This window comes from Nostoc sp., assembly GCF_036917395.1.
Taxonomy (GTDB): Bacteria; Cyanobacteriota; Cyanobacteriia; order Cyanobacteriales; family Nostocaceae; genus Nostoc.
Map to the genome: position 1 here is coordinate 31435 of NZ_JBALDI010000079.1, position 20914 is coordinate 52348.

Annotated in this window: 15 protein-coding genes; 7 read left to right on the forward strand and 8 right to left on the reverse strand. The window is 43.7% G+C overall.

Features of this window, described 5'->3' with window-relative positions:
• Positions 1–242 precede the first annotated feature (242 nt).
• The 6 genes from V7K46_RS27505 to V7K46_RS27530 all read left to right on the forward strand — a co-directional run bounded on the left by V7K46_RS27505 (position 243) and on the right by V7K46_RS27530 (position 8347).
• On the forward strand, positions 243–1745 hold the full coding sequence (locus V7K46_RS27505; RefSeq protein ID WP_335118876.1) for a NarK family nitrate/nitrite MFS transporter: 1503 nt from the start codon (positions 243–245) through the stop codon (positions 1743–1745).
• 269 nt (positions 1746–2014) lie between these two features.
• Positions 2015–4249, forward strand: a complete 2235-nt coding sequence (locus V7K46_RS27510) for a molybdopterin oxidoreductase family protein (protein ID WP_335118879.1) — start codon at positions 2015–2017, stop codon at positions 4247–4249.
• A gap of 287 nt (positions 4250–4536) precedes the next feature.
• Complete coding sequence (locus V7K46_RS27515) at positions 4537–4989, forward strand: phosphate-starvation-inducible PsiE family protein (protein ID WP_335118881.1); 453 nt, start codon at positions 4537–4539, stop codon at positions 4987–4989.
• Positions 4990–5244: 255 nt separating this feature from the next.
• Positions 5245–5697 (forward strand): nitrate reductase associated protein, encoded by a 453-nt coding sequence (locus tag V7K46_RS27520; RefSeq protein WP_335118883.1) that lies wholly within the window; start codon positions 5245–5247, stop codon positions 5695–5697.
• Positions 5698–5906: 209 nt separating this feature from the next.
• The gene (locus V7K46_RS27525) at positions 5907–6509 is read left to right on the forward strand and encodes a DJ-1/PfpI family protein (RefSeq protein WP_335118885.1); all 603 of its coding nucleotides are present in this window, start codon (positions 5907–5909) and stop codon (positions 6507–6509) included.
• A gap of 458 nt (positions 6510–6967) precedes the next feature.
• Positions 6968–8347, forward strand: a complete 1380-nt coding sequence (locus tag V7K46_RS27530; protein ID WP_335118887.1) for a PrsW family glutamic-type intramembrane protease — start codon at positions 6968–6970, stop codon at positions 8345–8347.
• 334 nt (positions 8348–8681) lie between these two features.
• Here V7K46_RS27530 and V7K46_RS27535 read toward each other — a convergent pair whose 3' ends face one another.
• The 4 genes from V7K46_RS27535 to V7K46_RS27550 form a co-directional block, all read right to left on the reverse strand.
• Entirely contained in the window at positions 8682–9329 is a 648-nt protein-coding gene (locus tag V7K46_RS27535; RefSeq protein WP_335118889.1) for a hypothetical protein, read from the reverse strand.
• Positions 9330–9479: 150 nt separating this feature from the next.
• Positions 9480–11057: a CHAT domain-containing protein gene (locus V7K46_RS27540; protein WP_335118891.1), complete on the reverse strand. Its 1578-nt coding sequence runs from the start codon at positions 11055–11057 to the stop codon at positions 9480–9482.
• A 146-nt stretch (positions 11058–11203) separates the two neighbouring features.
• Complete coding sequence (locus tag V7K46_RS27545) at positions 11204–13486, reverse strand: protein phosphatase 2C domain-containing protein (protein ID WP_335118893.1); 2283 nt, start codon at positions 13484–13486, stop codon at positions 11204–11206.
• A 760-nt stretch (positions 13487–14246) separates the two neighbouring features.
• Positions 14247–14606 carry an NAD(P)H-quinone oxidoreductase subunit M gene (locus tag V7K46_RS27550; RefSeq protein ID WP_334866865.1) on the reverse strand — a complete coding sequence of 120 codons (360 nt, stop codon included), beginning with the start codon at positions 14604–14606 and terminating at the stop codon, positions 14247–14249.
• 889 nt (positions 14607–15495) lie between these two features.
• Here V7K46_RS27550 and V7K46_RS27555 point away from each other — a divergent pair.
• Entirely contained in the window at positions 15496–15780 is a 285-nt protein-coding gene (locus V7K46_RS27555) for an Npun_R1517 family heterocyst differentiation transcriptional regulator (RefSeq protein WP_298904291.1), read from the forward strand.
• A 972-nt stretch (positions 15781–16752) separates the two neighbouring features.
• Here the strand turns inward: V7K46_RS27555 and V7K46_RS27560 are convergent.
• The 4 genes from V7K46_RS27560 to ctpB all read right to left on the reverse strand — a co-directional run bounded on the left by V7K46_RS27560 (position 16753) and on the right by ctpB (position 20857).
• On the reverse strand, positions 16753–17448 hold the full coding sequence (locus tag V7K46_RS27560) for a response regulator transcription factor (protein WP_335118895.1): 696 nt from the start codon (positions 17446–17448) through the stop codon (positions 16753–16755).
• A gap of 32 nt (positions 17449–17480) precedes the next feature.
• On the reverse strand, positions 17481–17885 hold the full coding sequence (locus V7K46_RS27565) for a WD40 repeat domain-containing protein (protein ID WP_335118897.1): 405 nt from the start codon (positions 17883–17885) through the stop codon (positions 17481–17483).
• Between the two features lie 291 nt (positions 17886–18176).
• Complete coding sequence (locus V7K46_RS27570) at positions 18177–19166, reverse strand: glycosyltransferase (RefSeq protein WP_335118899.1); 990 nt, start codon at positions 19164–19166, stop codon at positions 18177–18179.
• Positions 19167–19516: 350 nt separating this feature from the next.
• Positions 19517–20857 (reverse strand): carboxyl-terminal processing protease CtpB, encoded by a 1341-nt coding sequence (gene ctpB, locus V7K46_RS27575; RefSeq protein ID WP_335118901.1) that lies wholly within the window; start codon positions 20855–20857, stop codon positions 19517–19519.
• Positions 20858–20914 lie beyond the last annotated feature (57 nt).

Sequence of the window (20914 nt, forward strand, 5' to 3'; positions counted from 1 at the left end):
CTCAACCTTCAAGCTTAAAGGCTCAACCTTCAGCCTTTAAGGCTTAACCTTCAACCTTTAAGGCTTAACCTTCAACCTTTAAGGCTCAACCTTCAGCCTTTAAGGCTTAACTTCCAACCTCAAAGGCTCAACCTTCAGCCTTTAAGGCTTAACCTTCAGGCTTAAAGGCTCAACCTTCAGCCTCAAAAGCTCAACTTTCCCCTACCTCTTCTCCGTGTTTTATTCAATTTAGATAGATTGGAATGCTTAAAAACTTATTTTCATTCAGCGATCGCTACCGTATCTTACATCAGACTTGGTTTGCTTTCTTTCTCACCTTTGTTTGTTGGTTTAACTTTGCTCCCTTTGCTACAACTATTGGTAAAGAGCTACATTTAGCACCAGAACAAATCAAAACTTTGGGCATCTGTAACCTGGCCCTGACAATCCCTGCACGACTAATTATTGGGATGCTTCTGGATCGTTTTGGCCCCAGAATCACTTATTCAATCTTGCTGATGTTTGCGGTTGTTCCTTGTTTAGCAACGGCGCTAGCGCAAGATTTTAATCAACTAGTTATCAGTCGTTTGCTGATGGGAATTGTCGGATCTGGGTTTGTTGTGGGTATCCGCATGGTGGCGGAATGGTTCCAGCCGAAGGAGATGGGCATTACTCAAGGCATTTATGGCGGTTGGGGTAACTTTGGGGCTTTTGGTGCAGAGTTTGCCTTGCCGATACTTGCAGTTTCTACTAGCTTTTTAGCTGGTGGCGCTTCTAACTGGCGGTTAGCGATCGCACTCACAGGGATTATTGCAGCTATTTACGGCGTAATTTATTACAACACTGTTCAAGATACGCCCACTGGCAAAGTCTACAAGAAACCTAAAAAGAATGGTTCTCTAGAAGTGACCAGTATCAAAAGCTTCTGGGCGATGATTATCTCGAATTTTGGTTTGATTTTCGCCTTGGGTTTATTAGCTTGGCGCTTGGAACAAAAGAATATTCACTTCCTAACTCTGAGTCAAATGTATCTGACTTGGTTGCTATTAGCAGGATTATTTGCTTACCAAAGTTACAAAGCTTGGCAGGTAAACCGAGAACTTCTAATTGGCAAAAAAACCTATGCTGCATCTGAACGCTTTCAATTTGGTCAAGTAGCTTTACTCGAATTCACTTATACAACTAGCTTTGGCAGTGAACTGGCAGTTGTTTCCATGCTGCCGGCATTCTTTGAAAAAACTTTTGCTTTAGAGCATGTTATAGCTGGGATGATTGCCGCTACCTATCCTTTCTTAAATTTGATTTCTCGTCCCAGTGGTGGCTTAATTTCTGATAAATTTGGCTCCCGTAAGTGGACAATGACAATTATCAGTGCAGGTATTGGTGTTGCCTATTTGATTGCACATTTTATTAATAGTAACTGGCCAATTCCGCTAGCGATCGCAGTTACAATGTTTGCCGCCTACTTTGCCCAAGCTGGCTGCGGTGCAACCTACAGCATCGTACCCCTAATTAAGAAGGAAGCCACTGGACAAATTGCCGGTAATGTGGGAGCTTACGGTAATTTTGGCGGCGTGGTTTACCTGACAATTTTTAGCTTAACCGACGCATCTACACTATTTAACACAATGGGTTTAGCTGCTTTAGTCTGCGCTTTCATGTGTGCCTTCTTCCTCAAAGAACCAAAAGGTTCCTTTGCCGTTGCTTATGAAGGTGAACTACCAGAAACTGCAACTACAAACTCTATTTTCTTAACTGAAGAATAATCAACTTAATGATGAAGTAGAAAATTCACTATCAAATTTGAATTAGGCAACTTTACCCTTCATCCTTTTATAACAGTCTTAATTCATTAAAATCTCTTTTTCTTTTCTCTGCGCTCTCTGCGTCTTTGCGGTTCGTTAAAAAAATTTATGAAAAAACGAACCGCAAAGGACGCAAAGGAATAAGAGTTTTTTTGTATTACGCACAAATTTCTCAAACTGCCACTAAATCTGAGGTTGCACAATCCAAATAATAAAATGGTACAACCGCCATGAGTGAATTTACCAAAACCCTTTGTCCTTATTGTGGTGTTGGCTGTGGATTAGAAGTTTCACCCCCAGCCCAACATGGCAAAGCAACTAATCGAGATAGCCAAGGAACTCCAAATTGGCGAGTCCGGGGCGATAAAGCCCATCCATCTAGTCAAGGAATGGTTTGCGTTAAAGGCGCAACGATCGCTGAATCTTTAGATAAAAATAGATTACATTACCCAATGGTGCGAGACTCCTTAGATCAAGAGTTCCGGCGGGTTAGTTGGGATGAAGCTTTTAATATAATCACGCAACGCATTCAAACTGTGTGCTTTACCCAAGGACCAGAAGCCTTATGTATGTATGGTTCCGGTCAGTTTCAAACCGAGGACTACTACATAGCCCAGAAACTCATGAAAGGCTGTCTGGGTAGCAATAATTTTGATGCTAACTCTCGCTTATGTATGTCTAGTGCTGTAGCTGGCTACATTCAAAGCTTTGGCTCAGATGGCCCCCCATGCTGTTACGATGACTTGGAGTTAACTGACTGTGCGTTTTTAATTGGTACTAATACAGCTGAATGTCACCCCATCGTTTTTAACCGACTGGAGAAGTATCACAAAAAGAATCGCAAAGTCAAAATGATTGTGGTTGATCCCCGTTGCACACCAACCGCAGAAGCCGCTGATTTGCATTTAGCGATTCGTCCCGGTACAGATATCGACCTGTTAAACGGCATCGCTCACTTGTTGATGCGGTGGAACTACATTGATACCATGTTCATGGACGACTGCACTAGCAACTTTCCGGCATACGCTGAAGTGATTCGCCACTATCCCCCAGAAATAGTAGCTAGTCAATGTGGAATCAGCATTGAAGATTTAGAAACAGCAGCTCGCTATTGGGGTGAATCTGAGCGAGTATTGTCTTTGTGGTCAATGGGTGTAAATCAATCGTCAGAAGGGACGGCTAAGGTCAGAACGATCATTAACCTGCACCTGATGACTGGACAGATTGGCAAACCTGGCGCAGGCCCTTTTTCCCTCACCGGTCAGCCCAACGCAATGGGAGGACGGGAAGCTGGAGGTTTGGCGCATTTATTACCGGGTTATCGGGTGGTGAAAAATCCTCAGCACCGCGCAGAAGTTGAGGAGTTTTGGGGACTCAAGCCAGGACAAATTTCACCCAATCCCGGTTTGACTACTTGGGATATGATTACTGGGTTGGAAAATGGCGTTGTAGAGTTACTGTGGATTGCAGCTACCAACCCAGCTGTGAGTATGCCAGATTTGGAGCGAACTAAGAAGGCGTTATTGCGATCGCCTTTTACCATTTACCAAGACGCTTATTATCCTACAGAAACCTCTGCTTACGCTCATGTTCTGCTACCAGCAGCCCAGTGGGGTGAAAAAACTGGTGTGATGACAAACTCCGAACGAGTGGTAACTCTGTGTCAAGCATTCCGCCAACCCCCAAGAGAAGCTAAAGCAGATTGGGAAATTTTTGCCGAAGTTGGACGGAGGTTAGGTTTTGAGAGAGAATTTGCCTTTGCTAACTCTGCTGAAGTTTATGCTGAGTTTGTCAAACTAACTAGCGATCGCCCTTGCGATATGACGGGTATCAATCACGCGCAATTACAGACAGAAGGCCCAACTCAATGGCCTCACCCAGAAATGGGGAGTGGGGAATGGGGAGTAGGGAATGGTGAATCCCCTACTCCCCACTCCCTACTCCCTACTCCCTCCAAACGCCTTTACACCAATCTCCGCTTCCACACCCCTGATGGACGCGCTCGATTTGGGGCATATTACTCAAAGGGATTGGCAGAACCACCAGACCCAGATTATCCCTTTGTGCTAACTAATGGGCGACTTTACGGACATTGGCACACGCAGACGCGTACCGGGCGAATTGAAAAAATTTGCAAAATGCATCCCGAACCGTTTATCGAAATTCATCCCCGTGATGCTGCTCGGTTAGGTATTGTAGATCATCAGTGGGTGGAAGTGCGATCGCGTCGTGGTAAAGCTAAGTTTCCGGCAAAGGTGACAAAAGCGATCGCGCCTGGTACAGTTTTTGTCCCCATGCACTGGGGTTCGCTGTGGGCAGACAATGCCGAAGCTAATGCCCTCACCCATCCCGAATCTTGCCCTGATTCGCTGCAACCAGAATTAAAAGCCTGTGCTGTGCAGCTGATACCAATTTCTGTGGAAGTTACAGTCAAAGATTATCAACTCCAGTCCTCACAATCGTAAGCTCCTAAGTGTACCGCTCAAGAGATAATTTCTAACCAGCAATAGGGAATTTTGTCAATAATCAATAGTCAATAGTTATTATCATTTTTTATGACTGTCTAATTTTGGCTGTTACCAATTACTATATCTAAAGAGGTTAAATCTCTCGTAATAAGAGGTTTTACTAGCGTCGATTTTAGCTATGGATAAAGAATAAAAAACTTACAAAGCTTCGGCAACTCCTCTTTTTTTAATCCTCTAGATTTATCTATGGGATTTTATTTTATTTGAGAATTGGGTGCAGCATTATGAGAAAGCTACTAAGACAAATTTTAGTAACTACCAAAGATGAGAACTTCATGCACATTATCGAAAACATAGAAGTGCTAGTTTCTAAAACTCTATCTATTTTTATGGTAATGGTGATTTTGGTAGCGATCGGGGATTTAGGAATATTTATTTTTAAAGAGTTATTTGCAGCGCCTTTTGCACAATTTAACACAACACTGTATAAAATTTTCGGGCTATTTTTGAATGTTTTAATTGCTTTAGAAATCTTAGAGAATATCACAGCTTATTTACGAAAACACGTTTTTCAAGTTGAATTAGTTATTGTCACATCTTTAATTGCTGTTGCCAGAAAAATTATTATTCTTGACTTAGACAAAGTTTCAGGTATTGATATAATTGGTTTAGGAATTGCTATTCTCGCCCTCTCAATTAGTTATCTAATAATTCGTCTAAGTAATTCCAATAATTGACGTTAAAAATAAAGACGTAATCAGCTGTTTTCAGGCATAAATGTAGTTAAATCTAGGCTAAAATAAAATTTTTGCCAATACAACATAGTATATTTGATCCAGAAAATTAGCCTAAACTGTATTTTGGACAAATGATTAATGTGCGATCGCTAGATAAGTCTTGTTTTTAATTCATAATATACGTAACTAAGATATAAAAATTATCGATGATTAAAAACCCTTAATTTTGAATGCTCGAATTTTGAATACTTACTTATGGCAGATTTCTTTGAATTTGAAGCAGACTTTGTTGATTCCCTGCGTTGCATACCCATGCAGGTGCGTTGTAAATTAGATACCTGTGGCATCAAGCTAAAATTGTCTGATTGGAATCAAATGACTATAGCCGAGCGTCAAGCTTTAGTCGAATTACCTTGCACTACAGAAACGGAAATTCAGTCTTACCGCGAACATATCCAGCGATTAATTATACAACGTACTGGTACACCAGCTAAAAAATTGCCTATAGAGCCTCATCCTGCATGGCTAGACTCTGCCACTGTACCAGTCAGCATCCAGGAAAAAGCTCAGGAAATAGGTGTAACCCTGACAGGGCAAAATTGGGCAGCTTTAACGCCGTTACAGCGTTTTGCCTTGATTAAACTCAGCCGCCCAGGACATGAAAATCAAAACTTTCCGAAAGCGATCGCAGAATTCCATCTGCTTTAATTAGTCAGTAGTCATTAACAGAACAAATCTATAAGATGGATTACACTTTGTTAACTTGCTGCCGTTAAATGATACATTACAGCACAGCTAATGCCGTAATGTATCAGAAATTACCGCATAGACTAACGCCTAATGTAGCTGACTCTAAATTAATATTTACTTTATAAACAACTATTAACTATTGACTAATAGGTGAGGGTAACAAAAATATGGCTGCAAAAAAACTTTTGATGCTTATTGGGGACTATGTGGAAGATTATGAAGTAATGGTTCCTTTCCAGGCGTTGCAAATGGTGGGACACACTGTCCATGCAGTTTGCCCGGACAAAAAAGCTGGGGACAAGGTGCGGACAGCAGTTCACGACTTTGAAGGAGACCAGACTTACAGCGAAAAACCCGGTCACAATTTCACTTTAAATGCCACGTTTGCAGAAGTAGAAGCGGCAACCTATGATGCTTTAGTCATTCCCGGAGGACGAGCGCCAGAATATATCCGTCTGAATCAGCAGGTGCTAGAAATCACCCGTCACTTTGCCCAAACGAATAAACCTATTGCTGCCATCTGCCACGGCTTGCAGTTATTGGCAGCTGCTGATGTACTGCAAGGCAAGAGATGTACTGGTTACCCTGCTTGTAGCCCAGATGTCAAGAGTGCTGGAGGGATTTATGTCGATATCCCTGTTAATCAGGCAATAGTTGATGGTAACTTGGTGACAGCACCAGCTTGGCCTGCTCACCCCCGTTGGCTGGCAGAATTCCTCACAGTACTTGGAACTAAGATTGAACACCCAGAACTAGCTAGAGCTGTTTGAGGCAAAATACGGGAAATCTTTTGATTCAATCTTCGGGGCAGTTTCTTTCACTACTCCCTACTCCCTGCCCCGAAAAAGCTTAGTCAATTATCAGTGGCAAAAACAACAGACAACAGACAACTAAAGAGCATATAGTTTTTTGATGAAACTATATGCAGTAAAAACTACTATTTTTTGATAAATTGCCGTGGGTTTAATTTGCAACTAGGATGTCAAGAGTACAGCACCGATATAATCTGATTTATCCGCCTAGCAAGCCAGGTTGAGGACAAACTCTCAGCAAATGGAATACTTATTTACATTAGGTGAAACAATTTGAAATTTTGCATCGGAAATTTTAAATTTCTTAGCAGGAAGTGAAGCTATAGTGGATTTAGCAATGCTGCTGTTAATGTGGCTAAGGTTAGTCCTGCTGCCAAATTATATGAAGAATTAGTTTAGAAACGCACTTCTTATCGATGACAGGCAAAAACGCAAGACATAATGCATTTCTGCGGCTAGTGTCTGGTAATGGGGCAGCTTTTGAATCAGAATCTCGCTACTCGCTGCCCCCCAGTAAAGAGATGGTAATTGGACGCGACCCCAGCTGCCAAGTTGTCTTGGATGCCATGACGTATCGAATGGTATCTCGTCGTCATGCAGTGGTTCGTCCCCTCTCTGTATCCCCAGATAGCAAATTCAGCTGGGTGCTTTGTGATTTAAATAGCGCTAATGGCACTTATTTGAATGGACAACGCTTGTATGAATGTCAGGAACTGCACCCAGGCGATCGCTTTTCTCTAGGTGCTGATGGTCCACAATACGTTTTTGAGTACGAGTTTACCTACCAAACCCCGGCCACAACAGTTAACCAAGTTACACCATTACCTTCGGCAACAAACTACCACAACCACACGCAATTAAAGCAGCCAGATTCTGTTAGCTTCACTCAGCTTTTTCCGATTATTTCTACTGGTAAAGATTTAACTCGTAAAGCTTACCTGATACCGGGAATACTGACCGTAATTTTTGTAGTGCTAATGTTTGCTACAGTTGGTCAGCCCCGAGCTAATCAAGTGATCGTAGCAAGTTACATCGCCTTCGCTGCCTACTATTTTGTTTACCAACTTTGCGGTAAACAGAAGCCTTGGTGGGTGCTAATGGGTGCGGCATTGGGTACAACGCTGATTTTACTCAGTCCGCTGTTGGATTTATTTATCTTTGTGTTTCGCATCCTACCTAGAAGCTTGCCCTTACCCCAAGAATCTATTAGCTTCACAGAGTTGCTGGTGCGGATGTTTTTTGGGGCTGGGTTGATGGAGGAATTACTCAAAGCATTGCCTGTACTAGCGGCGTTTGCCATCGGTAGAATGTTGTCTTCACCTTGGCGGGAACGGATAGGCGTCTGGGAACCTCTAGATGGTATTCTCCTGGGAACGGCTTCTGCTGTGGGTTTCACTCTATTGGAAACTCTCGGTCAATATGTACCGGATATAACTCTAAATGTCGCGCAACAGGTGGGTACAGGCGCTGCTGGTCAACTGGCGGGTTTACAACTGCTAATTCCGCGAATTTTAGGCTCTGTAGCCGGACACATGGCTTATAGTGGCTACCTGGGTTATTTTATCGGGTTGGCTGTCCTCAAACCCAGTAGAAGTTGGCAAATTCTTTCTATTGGTTATCTTAGTGCCTCTGCTCTCCATGCCCTGTGGAATGCTACAGGATCAATTAATGCCTTGCTGTTGGTAGTTGTAGGGGTGTTATCTTACGCCTTTTTGATGGCGGCAATTCTCAAGGCACGGGCGCTGTCACCGACGCGATCGCAAAATTTCGCTACCCGATTTCTCGGCCCAAAATAAGAGGGGAGGGAGGGAGTGAGCGAGAAATAATCAATGTCTAATGATTCTTGAATATTTATCTCTTGGGATAGATGGCCTAGTTTCAAAATTAGCCCACTGTAAATTTATACTGGTACAACTATACCTAAAAAATAAAGCTCATTAAACTTCTTACAAAAGTCTTGATTTTCGACTCTTTCTTTGCGCCTCTGCATAAGGCAAACTAACATCTTTCCAAGAGACGCCTCTGAACAGAGTGAGTACAAAGGGGGGCTACGCGAATACAGCGCCCAATGAAAAAAAATTTAGCTTTCTCTACTTTTTTATTCCCTGTCACCTGTCACCTGTTCCCTATTTAAGGTTCAGACTGAGACTTGTTGAGTTGAGTAAAAGCATAGTAAGCGATCGCTAAACTAACCTTTGCTTTGTCTACTTCTGATAAAGCTGTCCACTCACTATTGTTAAGATTACTAACCGCAGATGAGGCGTTTTGTGATTCGCTACTCCGCATCGCGTAAGCAAAAGGACGAGCCAAAACTAAAAGATCCTCTGTTCCCCAAGTTGGTAGTACTGTCTGAACGCACTCAACCAGTTGCTCACCCATTGATTGCTGGGCAGCAAAAATTTCAGCAGCTTTAGTGGCGATGGTGTTGAGCAATCCTTGGGGGATACAGGCGGCAAAAGTAGTGCGTAATGTTTCTTGAAGATTAAGCACTACTGCCTGTTGTGGGTTGCTATTGTAGTCTGAGGTAGAAGCAATACCAGACCAAAGCGTGTCTAGATGGCTATAAAAATCTTGCGATCGCGTTGTCAGTTCTTCCTCAAGCAAATCTTGGATTCCAAACTGTTGTTCTAACTCGTGAAAATAAGCTTCTGACTCTTCATCCGCTGGATTCCAGGGATAGGTAGCATCGTCTGGTTCCAGTAACGCTTCCAGTAACTCTAAATCTATTTGAGACGGCAAAGAAGAGTAAGTGTCTGAGCCGTTAATTTTATTAGCCATTTTTTCTTACCTCACAATTATTTGGTGGTATTGACAGCTACAATTCCCAAGAAGAGATTTCCGCAAAAACAATTGATTTTTTATCTATTAAAAATAGATTATTTTAAAGGCTGATGCTAAAGACCAAAATGCATTTATCCAATAGCTCTGCTAAGAGTTTTCAATAATAAACTCCCAGATTTCACCTTTAGGACTTCCAAACTTTAACTGTATTCCCGATTGCAACGGGACTTCCTCTCGGAGGATTTGTTGCCAGCCATTAGGGCCTAAAAACCAGGTTGTCCCGTAGGTGGAAAAATCTTCTAAGTAATAAGTTCGCACCAGTGTAGCATCAGTAAGAGTATCGCGGCAGAAGATTTCGGCGTGGCGTTTGGATACAGATGGTTCCGGGATGACAATCTCATTATCTTTCGTGCGGCCGATGCGGGTGACTCCATAAGGCAGTAACCAGGTTTTCCCTTTTGAGGTGAGCGATCGCAAAGAAGCAGTTGGAAGCGCGGAACCTACATCAGGGATGGCTGTGTCTGGTAGTTCGGTAATCCCTTCATCCAGATTTTTAATGAGTTCACCGTCAAAATCTGGATGCAGGTAGAGAACAGGCAAAGTCCAAGCAGGTTGATTAAATTTATACAATGTTAATAACTCTTGCCTAGCCTGTGCTACGGCTTCATCAATTGGTTTGTGCGATCGCAAAGCTTCGGTAAAGGTTTGAATAAAACTGTGGCTTTCGTGGTCAGCAATTTCATCGCGCATCCCCAAAACCGCAGGCACACCATGACGAATCAGTACTTCTGCTAAACTGCTAGCAGGTATAGCTTGATGATTGATAGCAGCTGGTTGTGCGCCCCAACAGGCGTTGAAAACCGCTAATTTCACACCTGTACGGGTCAATACTTGCGCCAATTCTATCCCATTCAGGGGCATGTCTGGTCGCAAAAACAGTAACCCCCCGTCTGGGTCTGGCAAACCATGTCCAGCGTAAAAGAAAACATTGTATGCTCTGGTTTCTAATTCTTGAATCAACTCCTGTGGAGTTGGTTGGATGAGTTTATTCACTATACAAGGTGCATATCTTTGGGAATTACCATCCACAGGCGTATCTGCAAGAGTTTGCTGTAGAATAGCAGCTTCTTGTTCCAGTTCCAGTTTTTCATCATGACCTAAAACCAGCAGGATACTTAGAGCCTGGTCAGTTCGCAAATACGGTAAGGCATCAACTTCACTGCTGGTGCGACTAAATAGCAAATCTGGGGAGAGAGACATAGCGGATTGACCAGGCTGACGCTGCATAATTTCCCAAGGCAGAGCAATCAGATCCGGGTCACGAATTTCTAGTCGAAAGCGCAAACGTGTATGCTGACCCATAGCCATACCGCGACTGCGTTCCAGGCTACCAAGAATTTGCCCGTCGAATACCCAGCGCCATAGATTCATTCCCAAGTATTGCATCAGACGACTGCTGTAAGGGCCAGTGGTTTGACCTGAAGGTGGTGAAATCCAATCTATGGGCAATGGGTTGGACTTTGGAGTTGAGTTTGGGGAAATATCTAGGCGACTATGACCAGCAAACATCTGCTGCCATTCTTGCCAGACTTGATTGACTTCAACAGGCCATACACAGTCACGTAAAACGTAGCCACTAGGATAGGGAGCCTTGACCACCCAAATGGCGAAGTTGTCAGTGCCAGTGTTTAAGAGACGGGCGATCGCCAAATTCAGGGATGGCATGGATTCATTAAACTAAAAGTTAAAATAAATAATTTAAAATAACAATTCTTCAAAATGAAAATTTTCTACTTTTTGACCTTGTAAGTTTTTATTTTGGTTGTTACCTGTTATTATTCCAGGTTTTTACCAGTTTATCGAGTATTTGACTAAGTTGGACTAGTGTCAGGTGCAGGTGATGGAATCGCAGGCGGTTGGGTGACGGTTCTACATGGATTTGGTGCATCTAATTGTAAAACTAAGACCCCAGAGCGTTTGAGTTGGGATAAGTCCAGCAATACTGTTTTCTCTATTGACGGCAAAGGTTTTGAATTTGGTGGAATTGAGGAAGTTACTGTTGGGTTACTAGTATTAGCTGGAGTTTGCGTGCTTTTATTGGCACAGACTCGCATAGACACCGAATTACCAGAAGCAGGTTGGGGATTTGGTTTTGTGTTGATAACTTCTAAAAAAACTCCAGGGGGAAGCGATTGGTTGTTTCCCAAAGAGATTTGATTGTTGGTTTTAATTACCCAGCCAGGAGAAAGGTTAGCAAGCGATCGCGGTGCAGATGTCGCTTTGATGGTAGGGTTTGGAGTTGTTGTCGGATTGGAAAAAAATGGAAATTGCCATGATTGCGATCGCAGTTGCTTCACGAACAATCCTAAAGAACCTGCTGCTACCACAACTATTAACAGAACTATCCACTGTAGCGGTAAACTGCGAGTTTTAGCATGCTCAGTGTCTGGAATCACCTGAGTTTTGTGGTTGGGGCGATCTAAAAGTGTCGGATCTACGGATCTGGACGTTAAATCAACAGTTTTGGCAGAATAACTCTCTGGAATGACAACTTTAATCGTGATTTCTGGTTCCCAGTACTGGACTTGATAGTGGACTAAAGCGACGGTGACATTATCGTGTCCATTTTTAGCATTAGCGATTTCGACTAATCTATCCGCAACATTTGCTATATTTGTTTCCCCAACTAAAATCGGCAAGATTTCTGTTTCCCAATATTCTTCCACCCGATCAAAATCACTCAAACCATCAGATGTGAGCAGAAAAACAGCATCTTCGTCGAGCATAAACCGTCCAGATGTGGGATGCAATGAAGTGCTTGGTCCCATGCCCAAAGCTTGAACTAGAGAGCCAGCAGCACTCTGTTGTACAGCCTCACGATAAATGGCATAACCTAGCCGCACCTCGCGGGAAGCAACATCATCGTCGAGGGTAACTTGATAACAGCCGTGGCGGGTAATCCAGTAAGCACGACTATCGCCAACGTGGGTAATGTACATTTCATGTGCAACAGGCAATGCCATTACTAAAGTCGTACCCATGCGTTGACGCCCTTGACGATTTTCACCGTCATTGCGCTGACTAATTTTATCATTGGCAATTGCCACTGCCTTTTCTAGGTCATTAAGCAGGAGTGAGGGGTCTATGTGGTCATAGGGAACTTTTGTTAGTTGCTGTACCTGCTGCTGGATCGTTTCAATCGCTAAATTTGAGGCGACATTGCCACCCTCGTGTCCACCGATGCCATCACAGACAATTGCTAAGGCTGTTGGCTGGGGTGGTTTGCTAACAAGAGTTCCACTGGGTGGGCTACAGGCATCTTCGTTCCGTTGGCGACTTGGGCCAGTGTCGGTTTTGGTGATAATTTGGATCGTGGGTGTTTGCGATCGCCCTAACCCAGCTAGTCCCCCATCTAAAACTGTGATTAATTGATCGGTTGAATTGATCTCTCCCTGAATTAAGCAAAGGCTAATGTGATCAACAAATTCAGCTATGGCTGGTTTGGCATTACTAACCAACTGCTGCCAGAATCCACCTAATTGGGGCAATTCTGGTGATGTTGCGGCGTCAAAACGCAATTCCAACAAACGGACTAATGATCCTTCTACCCGTAATACATAGGAGTCAAGCAAGCTAGAGGCGACACCTTCACTCACAAGAGGTTGCCACAGATGAGCTATCTGCCATAACCAATTGAGTTGGCGCATCGATGTAGCATCACGCCAAGCGGTGGTTAACTCGCTGCCTAACTGCACTTGTTGGATTGTGTCATCTACTAATAATGGTGGTTTTTCTAAGAGTAATATCTCTCGGTCGGGGGAACCATCAGCAAAAAATAGCACTCCATATACTTGTGGTACGTGTAAACGGTAGGGAATGAGTCTCAGGTAAGCTTTTAGAGGCTGTAAATTATCTAACTCAGGCGTTAGTGCTAATAAACCAGGCTTCGTATCTAAAAGAATAGATTTCTCAAGGACTAAATAGCGTTCGGCTAATATTTCTCCAGGGCTACCCACACTTGGTCCATCTACTACAGCCCAGAGATAATTTTTCGGTAGGGGCGTTGAGCATCGCTGGCAAAACTTGTGAGTCAGGGGGTTGGCAGCCTGACAATTTTCATTTGGACAGTAGAGCGTTGCCGCGTCATTTTCCATAGTTTTCGCACCGATCAGCGATTGGCAATTTCTTTAACAGCATTAGTAGGGACAATCTAGACCGCTCATCTTCTTAAACTTGACATACCCAGACTTTAGATGATGATTTTAGCTGGTGGATATCAGCAGGTGCAAATACTTACTTATGCAAAAAATACGCTCCCAAGTCAACCCTACAGCCTCATCATAGCTTTTATTGCTCTGTGACTCTCTATCGCCAAAGCAACTAACTCCAACCCTGTTACCAAAGCATAACCCAAGCATAACTGCGCTATTTGCTTTTGCTGAATTATCCCATCATCAAGAAGCAGATGATGTTGGTATTTATTTAGTTTATAAGTAGGATAGCAACAATTAACTTTAATTAAGAATTAAGAATAGCAAAGATAATAATTTTAGCAAAAGTACCTGACGAATCAAGAAAACCTCACTTCTATTTCTCTCTCCTACCAGGAGTAGCCACTGCGTTGGGGAGCCAGCGCTCTGGAGAAGGGGCTTCTACGCCACTTGACGGCAGTTGCTTCAAGATAGTCAAGAAACCGCTTGGGCGCACTGCCTCCTTTAGGCCTCTTAACCCGTCCACCGCAGTGGTTCCCCATGAGTGACTGGCGTCCGGCGAGCCACTCGTGGCGTTAAATATTTGAATTTTCCCCCTTAGAGCGTCGCAAGGGCGTTAGGGGCTGGGTTTTTCGTGGGCTTTTCCACATGACCTGAATTGTCAAAAGGGTTCAGCCAGCCAGCCTGCTACTAACTCATTCGCTTATTGTTTGTCGTTAATTGCAACTTGGGGGACTCCCATGCTGTAGTTGGTAACGCGGGCAGAAAGATTGTAGCTGAGTTCGCCGAGTTGCAGGAGCGATCGCAGATAATGCTCTAAGTCTGACCCCACACGGCGCAAGTTATAGTCTGTGAGGTCTGCGCCACTAGATGCTTCTACTAGTTCATCAAATTTTCGATAAACTTTTTGCAGCGCATCTTCATTCCAGTTAAATTCGTTATCTGGGTCAATATCTAACGTTAAGACCTGTTGACTGGGAATCAGTTCGCCATCCCGGTCAATTTCGCCTGCAAAAATGCGGACATGCCGGGTTGTGGACTTGAGCAGCATCGGGTTAGCCATAAAAGGGTGTAAGATTTGGGTGGATTACACTGAAATTATTGTAGCCGCTATCTCTGAGCTTGAATGCTCTCAATTTACAAGCTTTGAACGCAGTTTCAAAAGGGTATATTGAATGGGCATAAGTAAAAATATCACCCGTACTGACTAACTTACTACTTATGTTAAGAGTTGAAGACGCAGTTAGCTGCTAGTACTGACAGTAGTCCAATTATTTTCCTGTAAAAATTATTGGAGAAAGTGTTTTCATTTGGGGTATACAAACAAGTCAAAGAGGTCTACTAATCTTACCTACTGCTAAGATTTTTGTACTCCTCAAGCCCAAAAGCCAGTAGGGAAAAGCACTCATCAGGAATAATTTGATCTGTGTACGTTTTTTTATGGAGAACAAAAGTTTTTACCTTAATAATTATGCTCATCAATTTTTTCGAAATTTTATATTGCAAAAAACGTACACCAAGTAATTTTACTGAATAGCGCTACATCCACCTCTGGCTTTAGTAAATTCAAAAAATTAAGCGGTTTTACTTACGTATAAACACTAAAATCAAAGTAACAAGTAAACATGTTATTTACGCTAACATAAAGTTGATGTAAAAACCTTTAAAAAGGTTGCACAACTTCTTACAGAAACTTTATTGTGTAGAATTTTAAAAACTTAATAATAGTTATGGCTTACCATAAGCTACATCTGGCACAGTTACGTCAAAATCTAGACAGTGAAAATTTAGCTTGTAAATACAGCACAGGAGAGTGAAATGGAATACAAAGGTGATTGATGAAGAAAAATTCTTAATTCAAGCACTTTGGATTCAAAAGAGATATAAAGAATTTTTGCTTACCATCTACCTCCTTACCCTCATGACAACCAAGTAAAGGAATCTCAATAGCTATGAACTCCAAAGTATTACCACGCCAGATAAATAATCTTGAAGTAGGTGTTTATGAGTGCGAAATCCATCTCAAATTCCGGTTGATTGAGGAAAAGAGTCTATTAGGCGATCGCGAGCAACTCTTACAGGTGCTACTTGATGCCTTGACTGTGGGTTCGGACGACTTTTTGGAGACGCTGCAAGCATCCGTTAAAGCGCAGGAAGTGTCTGAATTCAAAGCCTCACCTCAAATGCGACGCCAGCTAATGCGCTTGCGTAATGCTGCTGAAAACCCTCCAGATTAAAGGTATAATTTAAGTGAGTAAAAATCTGAGTTGGGTATCAAATAAAATGTTGCTCTCACACCCCAGTTGCAATAAAAACTAATCAGTAAGTAGAATTCATAAAATATTGTGATTTCTACTTTGTGAAAGTCTTATTTAGCAGCACAAAGTCCCAGGAACAGTTTCCTTTATTAAAAGCTTTGTAGCAAAGGGTACTGGTAGAATCAGAGAGTAAATTCAGCCGGGTGCATTTTACCGAGTTTTTATCAAAACATTGCAGGAATAATAAAACCCTGTGTTTTTACAGATGGGAAATTGGAGAACAGGCGCGAATCCCATGAAAACCTAAAAGACCAAAGTAAAAATAAATAACCTTTCTTTTAGCTTTTTACTTTAGCTAAGTGCCTGATTTGCTAAAATACTTATGTTTTATCTATTACTGGTAATAGGTGATGGTTTAGCAGCCAGTTACCTATTACCAGTTACCCACACTCAAAAAACCTCTAAGAGGTTTTGCCAGGCAAAATTGTCACTCTCTGAGTCCCAGAGGTACAGACTTGAACTTTAGTTCAAGGCAGCGAGAGGTTCGTCGAACTTACGTTGACAAAGTGGACGCGGGGAATACCAAAAGCGGGAGCTAAAAAAGATGAGGGAGTGGGGGAGAAGATTACAGCTATTTTCAGGTAAATAGACCACGCGCTAGGGGATCTTGGCCTTGCGCCCCTACGACAGATGTGGTTAAAATACTTGAATTCTGCTCTAATAACCAATGATACCAGTTGCTTCTCCTGTCAAAGACGCTACGCGAGCGAACAACGGATAGCGTCCCTTGCGCGTCTAGGTAGAGAAGCGCTAGCGAGTCAGACGCTACGCACAGTCACTAAGGCAACGCTTACGAGCATCGGGAACCTCCCTTCGGGTTCGGGAGTTCGCAATCGACGGGAACCGCCAAGACTGCGACTCCCTCACCGCAACGCACTGAGTCCTCAATGTCTATTTAGCCAGACCGTGTTCTAGAGCAAAACGAACTAACTCTGTACGGCTATTGGTGCCAGTTTTACTAAACAAGCGGCTGACGTACTTTTCTACATTGCGGACGCTGGTTTCTAAACGACGGGCGATTTCTTTGTTCATCAACCCTTCAGCGACCAAGTTTAAAACACTTTGTTCTCTGGGAGTCAAATCAATTTTGAAAGGGGCTGGCGATTGGGAAATAGCATTTCTTTGAGTTAACAATGCCTTAATTTGGGCAATCTGATTGGCTAGTTCAGCAAGATCAGGGGTTTCAGCGTCATCTCCGGTAGTTGCAGCCTTAGCGGCGCGGCGGGCTAGCAAATTTTCGACTATAGCCACTAACTCGTCTGGATCGAAGGGTTTAGGTAGATAGGCATCAACACCAGCATGATAGCCTTGGATGCGATCGCCTGTCATACCCTTAGCAGTTAAAAATACTACCGGGAGTGTTTGGAAGCGGGGGTCTTCTCGCAGTTGCTTCAGGAACTGATAGCCATCCACTTGGGGCATCATGACATCGGAAATCACCAAATCAGGTGTATTCATCTGCATCCATTCCCAACCTTCAAGGGCGTTACTGGCGACTTGAACGCTGAAACCGCTCTCTTGCAAATAGTCTTTCACGGCTTCCCGTATTCCTGGTTCATCATCCACCAGTAACAATTGTGCTGACATTTAAAATTCCCTTGAGTTTACCTTTTTCCAATTTAGCGAAAGTTGACATCTATTGAACAATCTGAATTCATCTCTACTGCCCCCAAAGCTTTTAAAGTTGACACCTCGCCCTCAGTCAACCCTGTCGCCGCAGTAATGATCATGCCTTCGACGGGCTGGTTGTAAAGTTGTCCAGCATTCCCCTGTAGCAAGATCCCAGCAATTGATTGTTTCATCCTGGCTACCGCGCTATTGCTGATCAGAGTTTTGCCGTCTGGGCTAAAAGCGATCACCAGCACACAACCAGGATGTCCCGGCAATGTTTGCAGACATTCACCAGAATGCACATCCCAAATCTTGATTGTGCGGTCATAGCTGCCACTAGCAAGGAAGTTACTATCTGGACTAAATGCGATCGGCAACGATACCTTACAGCTATTTTCAGGTAAATAGACCACGCGCCCCTAGCGCAAGGTCTTGCGCCCCTACGACAGATGTGGTTCAAATACATAAAAACTGCTGTAAATCGCGATGCTGGCAATGACTATCTCGAAGGTGGCACAGGCGATGACCTCCTCAATGCCAGCGAGAGCAATAAATTGCTCACTAGGAACCGCGCAAAACTCATAACACATACTAAGCTGTCGTACATTTAATTTCCACAACTAGGGCGGGCTTTTCGACCCACCCCACAAGAGATTTATTTTTTGGAGGATACAAATTAAAAGATTTTTAGCTTACTAGTATTTTTAGAGCCAATCAATTATCTTGGCATTCTCTGGCAGCTTGGCGTTTCGTTGCCCAGCAGTCCGCGCCCTAGCAGTGAACAGACCAATGGGAGTATTTAATAAATCTAAAAGGGTGGCTTGACCCGCGATACCTGCGGCGGGCTGCGCCAACGCCTTTTTAATATCCCTTGGTACTTCCTTCAATAACCAACGTCCTAAGCGATAGCCGCATTCTTTGGCTGTCATATCTCGCATCAAATCTACACCGTGAAGTTCGTGTAGATAGCGATTTGAGCGTCCATAGCGCCGCCATTGACTTTGCAGTTCTTTAAATGTCGCACGGTGGCGATGCCCAACGATCGCATTTGCGGCAAATTCCAAACGCCCGATGTTTTCCCCCAAAATCCGCCAGCAAATGTCTGCATCGCCACCAGTGGTAAGATAGGGACGAAATAAACCCGCTTTTTCTAAGGCAATGCGTCGAATCGCCAAATTAGCGGTTTGACCATAGGGACAAAAGGAATGGTCAAGGGTATGCTTTTGTGACAAAGTTTCTTGACGGTCTGCGTGTTGTTCTAGCAGAGTTGTGCCTGGTAGTGCCAAAATTTCACCAGGGACAATTACCACTTCTGAGTTGACAAAAGGCTGAATTAATGCATTTAACCATTGCGGTTGCGGACGGCAATCAGCATCGGTAAAAACTATAATTTCGCCCACAGCGGCGCGAATCCCAGTATTACGGGCAGCATAGGAGCTTTGAATTTGGTTTTCGCTTAATGGGTGAATTGTAATTGGGCAATTTTCAGCAGATGTTTTGAGGATGGTGAGAGTGCGATCGCTACTGTTATTATCCACCAACAAGTATTCTACCCGGTCTTTTGGGTAGGTTTGAGACAACAGACAATTGATTAACTCTGGTAAATCTGTCTCACCGTTATAAATAGGAACAACCACCGACACTATTGGTAAAAAGGTGGTGGCGGTGGTTGCATCAACTGGCTGATGATTCATAAATCTGAGATTTTGGAGATGGGATTAGTAGCTAGTATTCCCAATCCAAAATCCTAGAACGGTATATCAAGCAGTTTTCATAACTCCAAAAATCTGGATTTGGGAATGACGTGGGATGAATTTTTGTTTTAGTCAGGACTTACGCAAAATCATGATAAAACGAACCGCAAAGGGGAGGCAGCGCGGTCTTCTCCCATTCGTGAGAGGCTAGCGCCTGCCGTAGGATGCCCGTTCGCCCCAAGGCGTCCCGTTAGGGAAGGGCTGTAGGGGGTTTCCCCCATGGGCGACTGCCGTCGCAAAGGACACAAAGGAATAAGAGTTTCAGAGAGTTCTTGCGTAAGTCCTGTTAACTAAAATTTCAGGTTATCGGCACTGCTCATGGGTCGAGTGGGTTGAGTTGCTGGCGGCCGGGCAAAGTTGTTACTTGATAGAATTGTGATCGCCCGGGCATATTGCGGATCACTCTTAGTTCCGATTAAATCTGGATTAGAAGCCAACTGACGCTCTTGTGCCTCTGTCAAGTCTAGCTTGATATCTGGCGTAATCCCTTTATGGTTAATATCCGTTCCCGCAGGGGTGTAGTAATGGGCAATGGTAACTGCTAAGCCGGAACCATCTGCGAGTTTATGAACTGACTGGACTAAGGCCTTACCAAAGGTTTGACCACCTACGACTACCGCCCGCTTATTATCCTTGAGTGCCCCTGTGAGGATTTCGCTAGCACTAGCTGAATTCCCATCTACTAATACTGCCAAAGGACGATTTGTCAGAGAAGTGCGATTGGCTTTAGTTTCTTCACTGCTGCCTACACGGTCTACTGTCTTGACAATCGCGCCGTTATCATACCACATCCGGGCAATTTCAATGCTGGCGTTCAACAACCCGCCAGGATTTCCCCGCAAATCCAAGACATAAGAATCTACTTTCTTATTGTTCAAATCGCGGATGGCTCGTTGCATTTGCTCTGCGGCGTGGGCGCTAAATTCCCGCAAACGGATATAGCCAACGCGGCGATTCCCTTCTTGCCTAAGGGTATAACGTACTGTTGGCACTTCAATCTTTCCCCTTGTCAGTTTCAAATCAAAGGCATTTAGCCCTGTCCGTCCCACCCGTAGTTTGATGGGAGTACCCACTTCGCCACGAATTAACTTGGAGGCGTCATCCACTTTCATTTTGAGAGTGGGTTTGCCGTCAATTGCCAAAATTTGATCGCCTGCTTTGATCCCAGCTTTCAGTGCTGGAGAATTTTCTATGGCTTCGACAACAGTGAGCCGCTGAGTTTTTTGGTTCACTTCCATCCGAATGCCAATCCCAGAGACTTCCCCGTCTGTTTGGCTAGTCAGGGCTTCAAACTGTTTGGGGTCCATAAATCGAGTGTAAGGATCTCCCAACTTTTGTAAAGCTTCGCGAATAGCAGTATAAGCTTCTTCCCGAGTAGAATAGTCTTTGCTCAACAGGCTTTGTCTGGTTGCTTGCCAATCTTGTTGATTAAATTTGGCATCAACATATTCACGATTTACCACTTGCCAAACTTGGTCAACTATCACTTTCGGGCTGTCTTGTAGAGCTAGAGCAGCACGGACACCACGAGTCCAAACGGGGCCGAACACAGACATAGTAGCAGTCGTGGCGATCGCTCCACCAATTAAGGCTACTTGGAGCGGCGAGTAACTTTTCGGAGATTTTTTCATGTATATTAGCTGGAATAATTGTGTTGTTGACAGTTTAGCAATCAGGCTTTCCAGAAA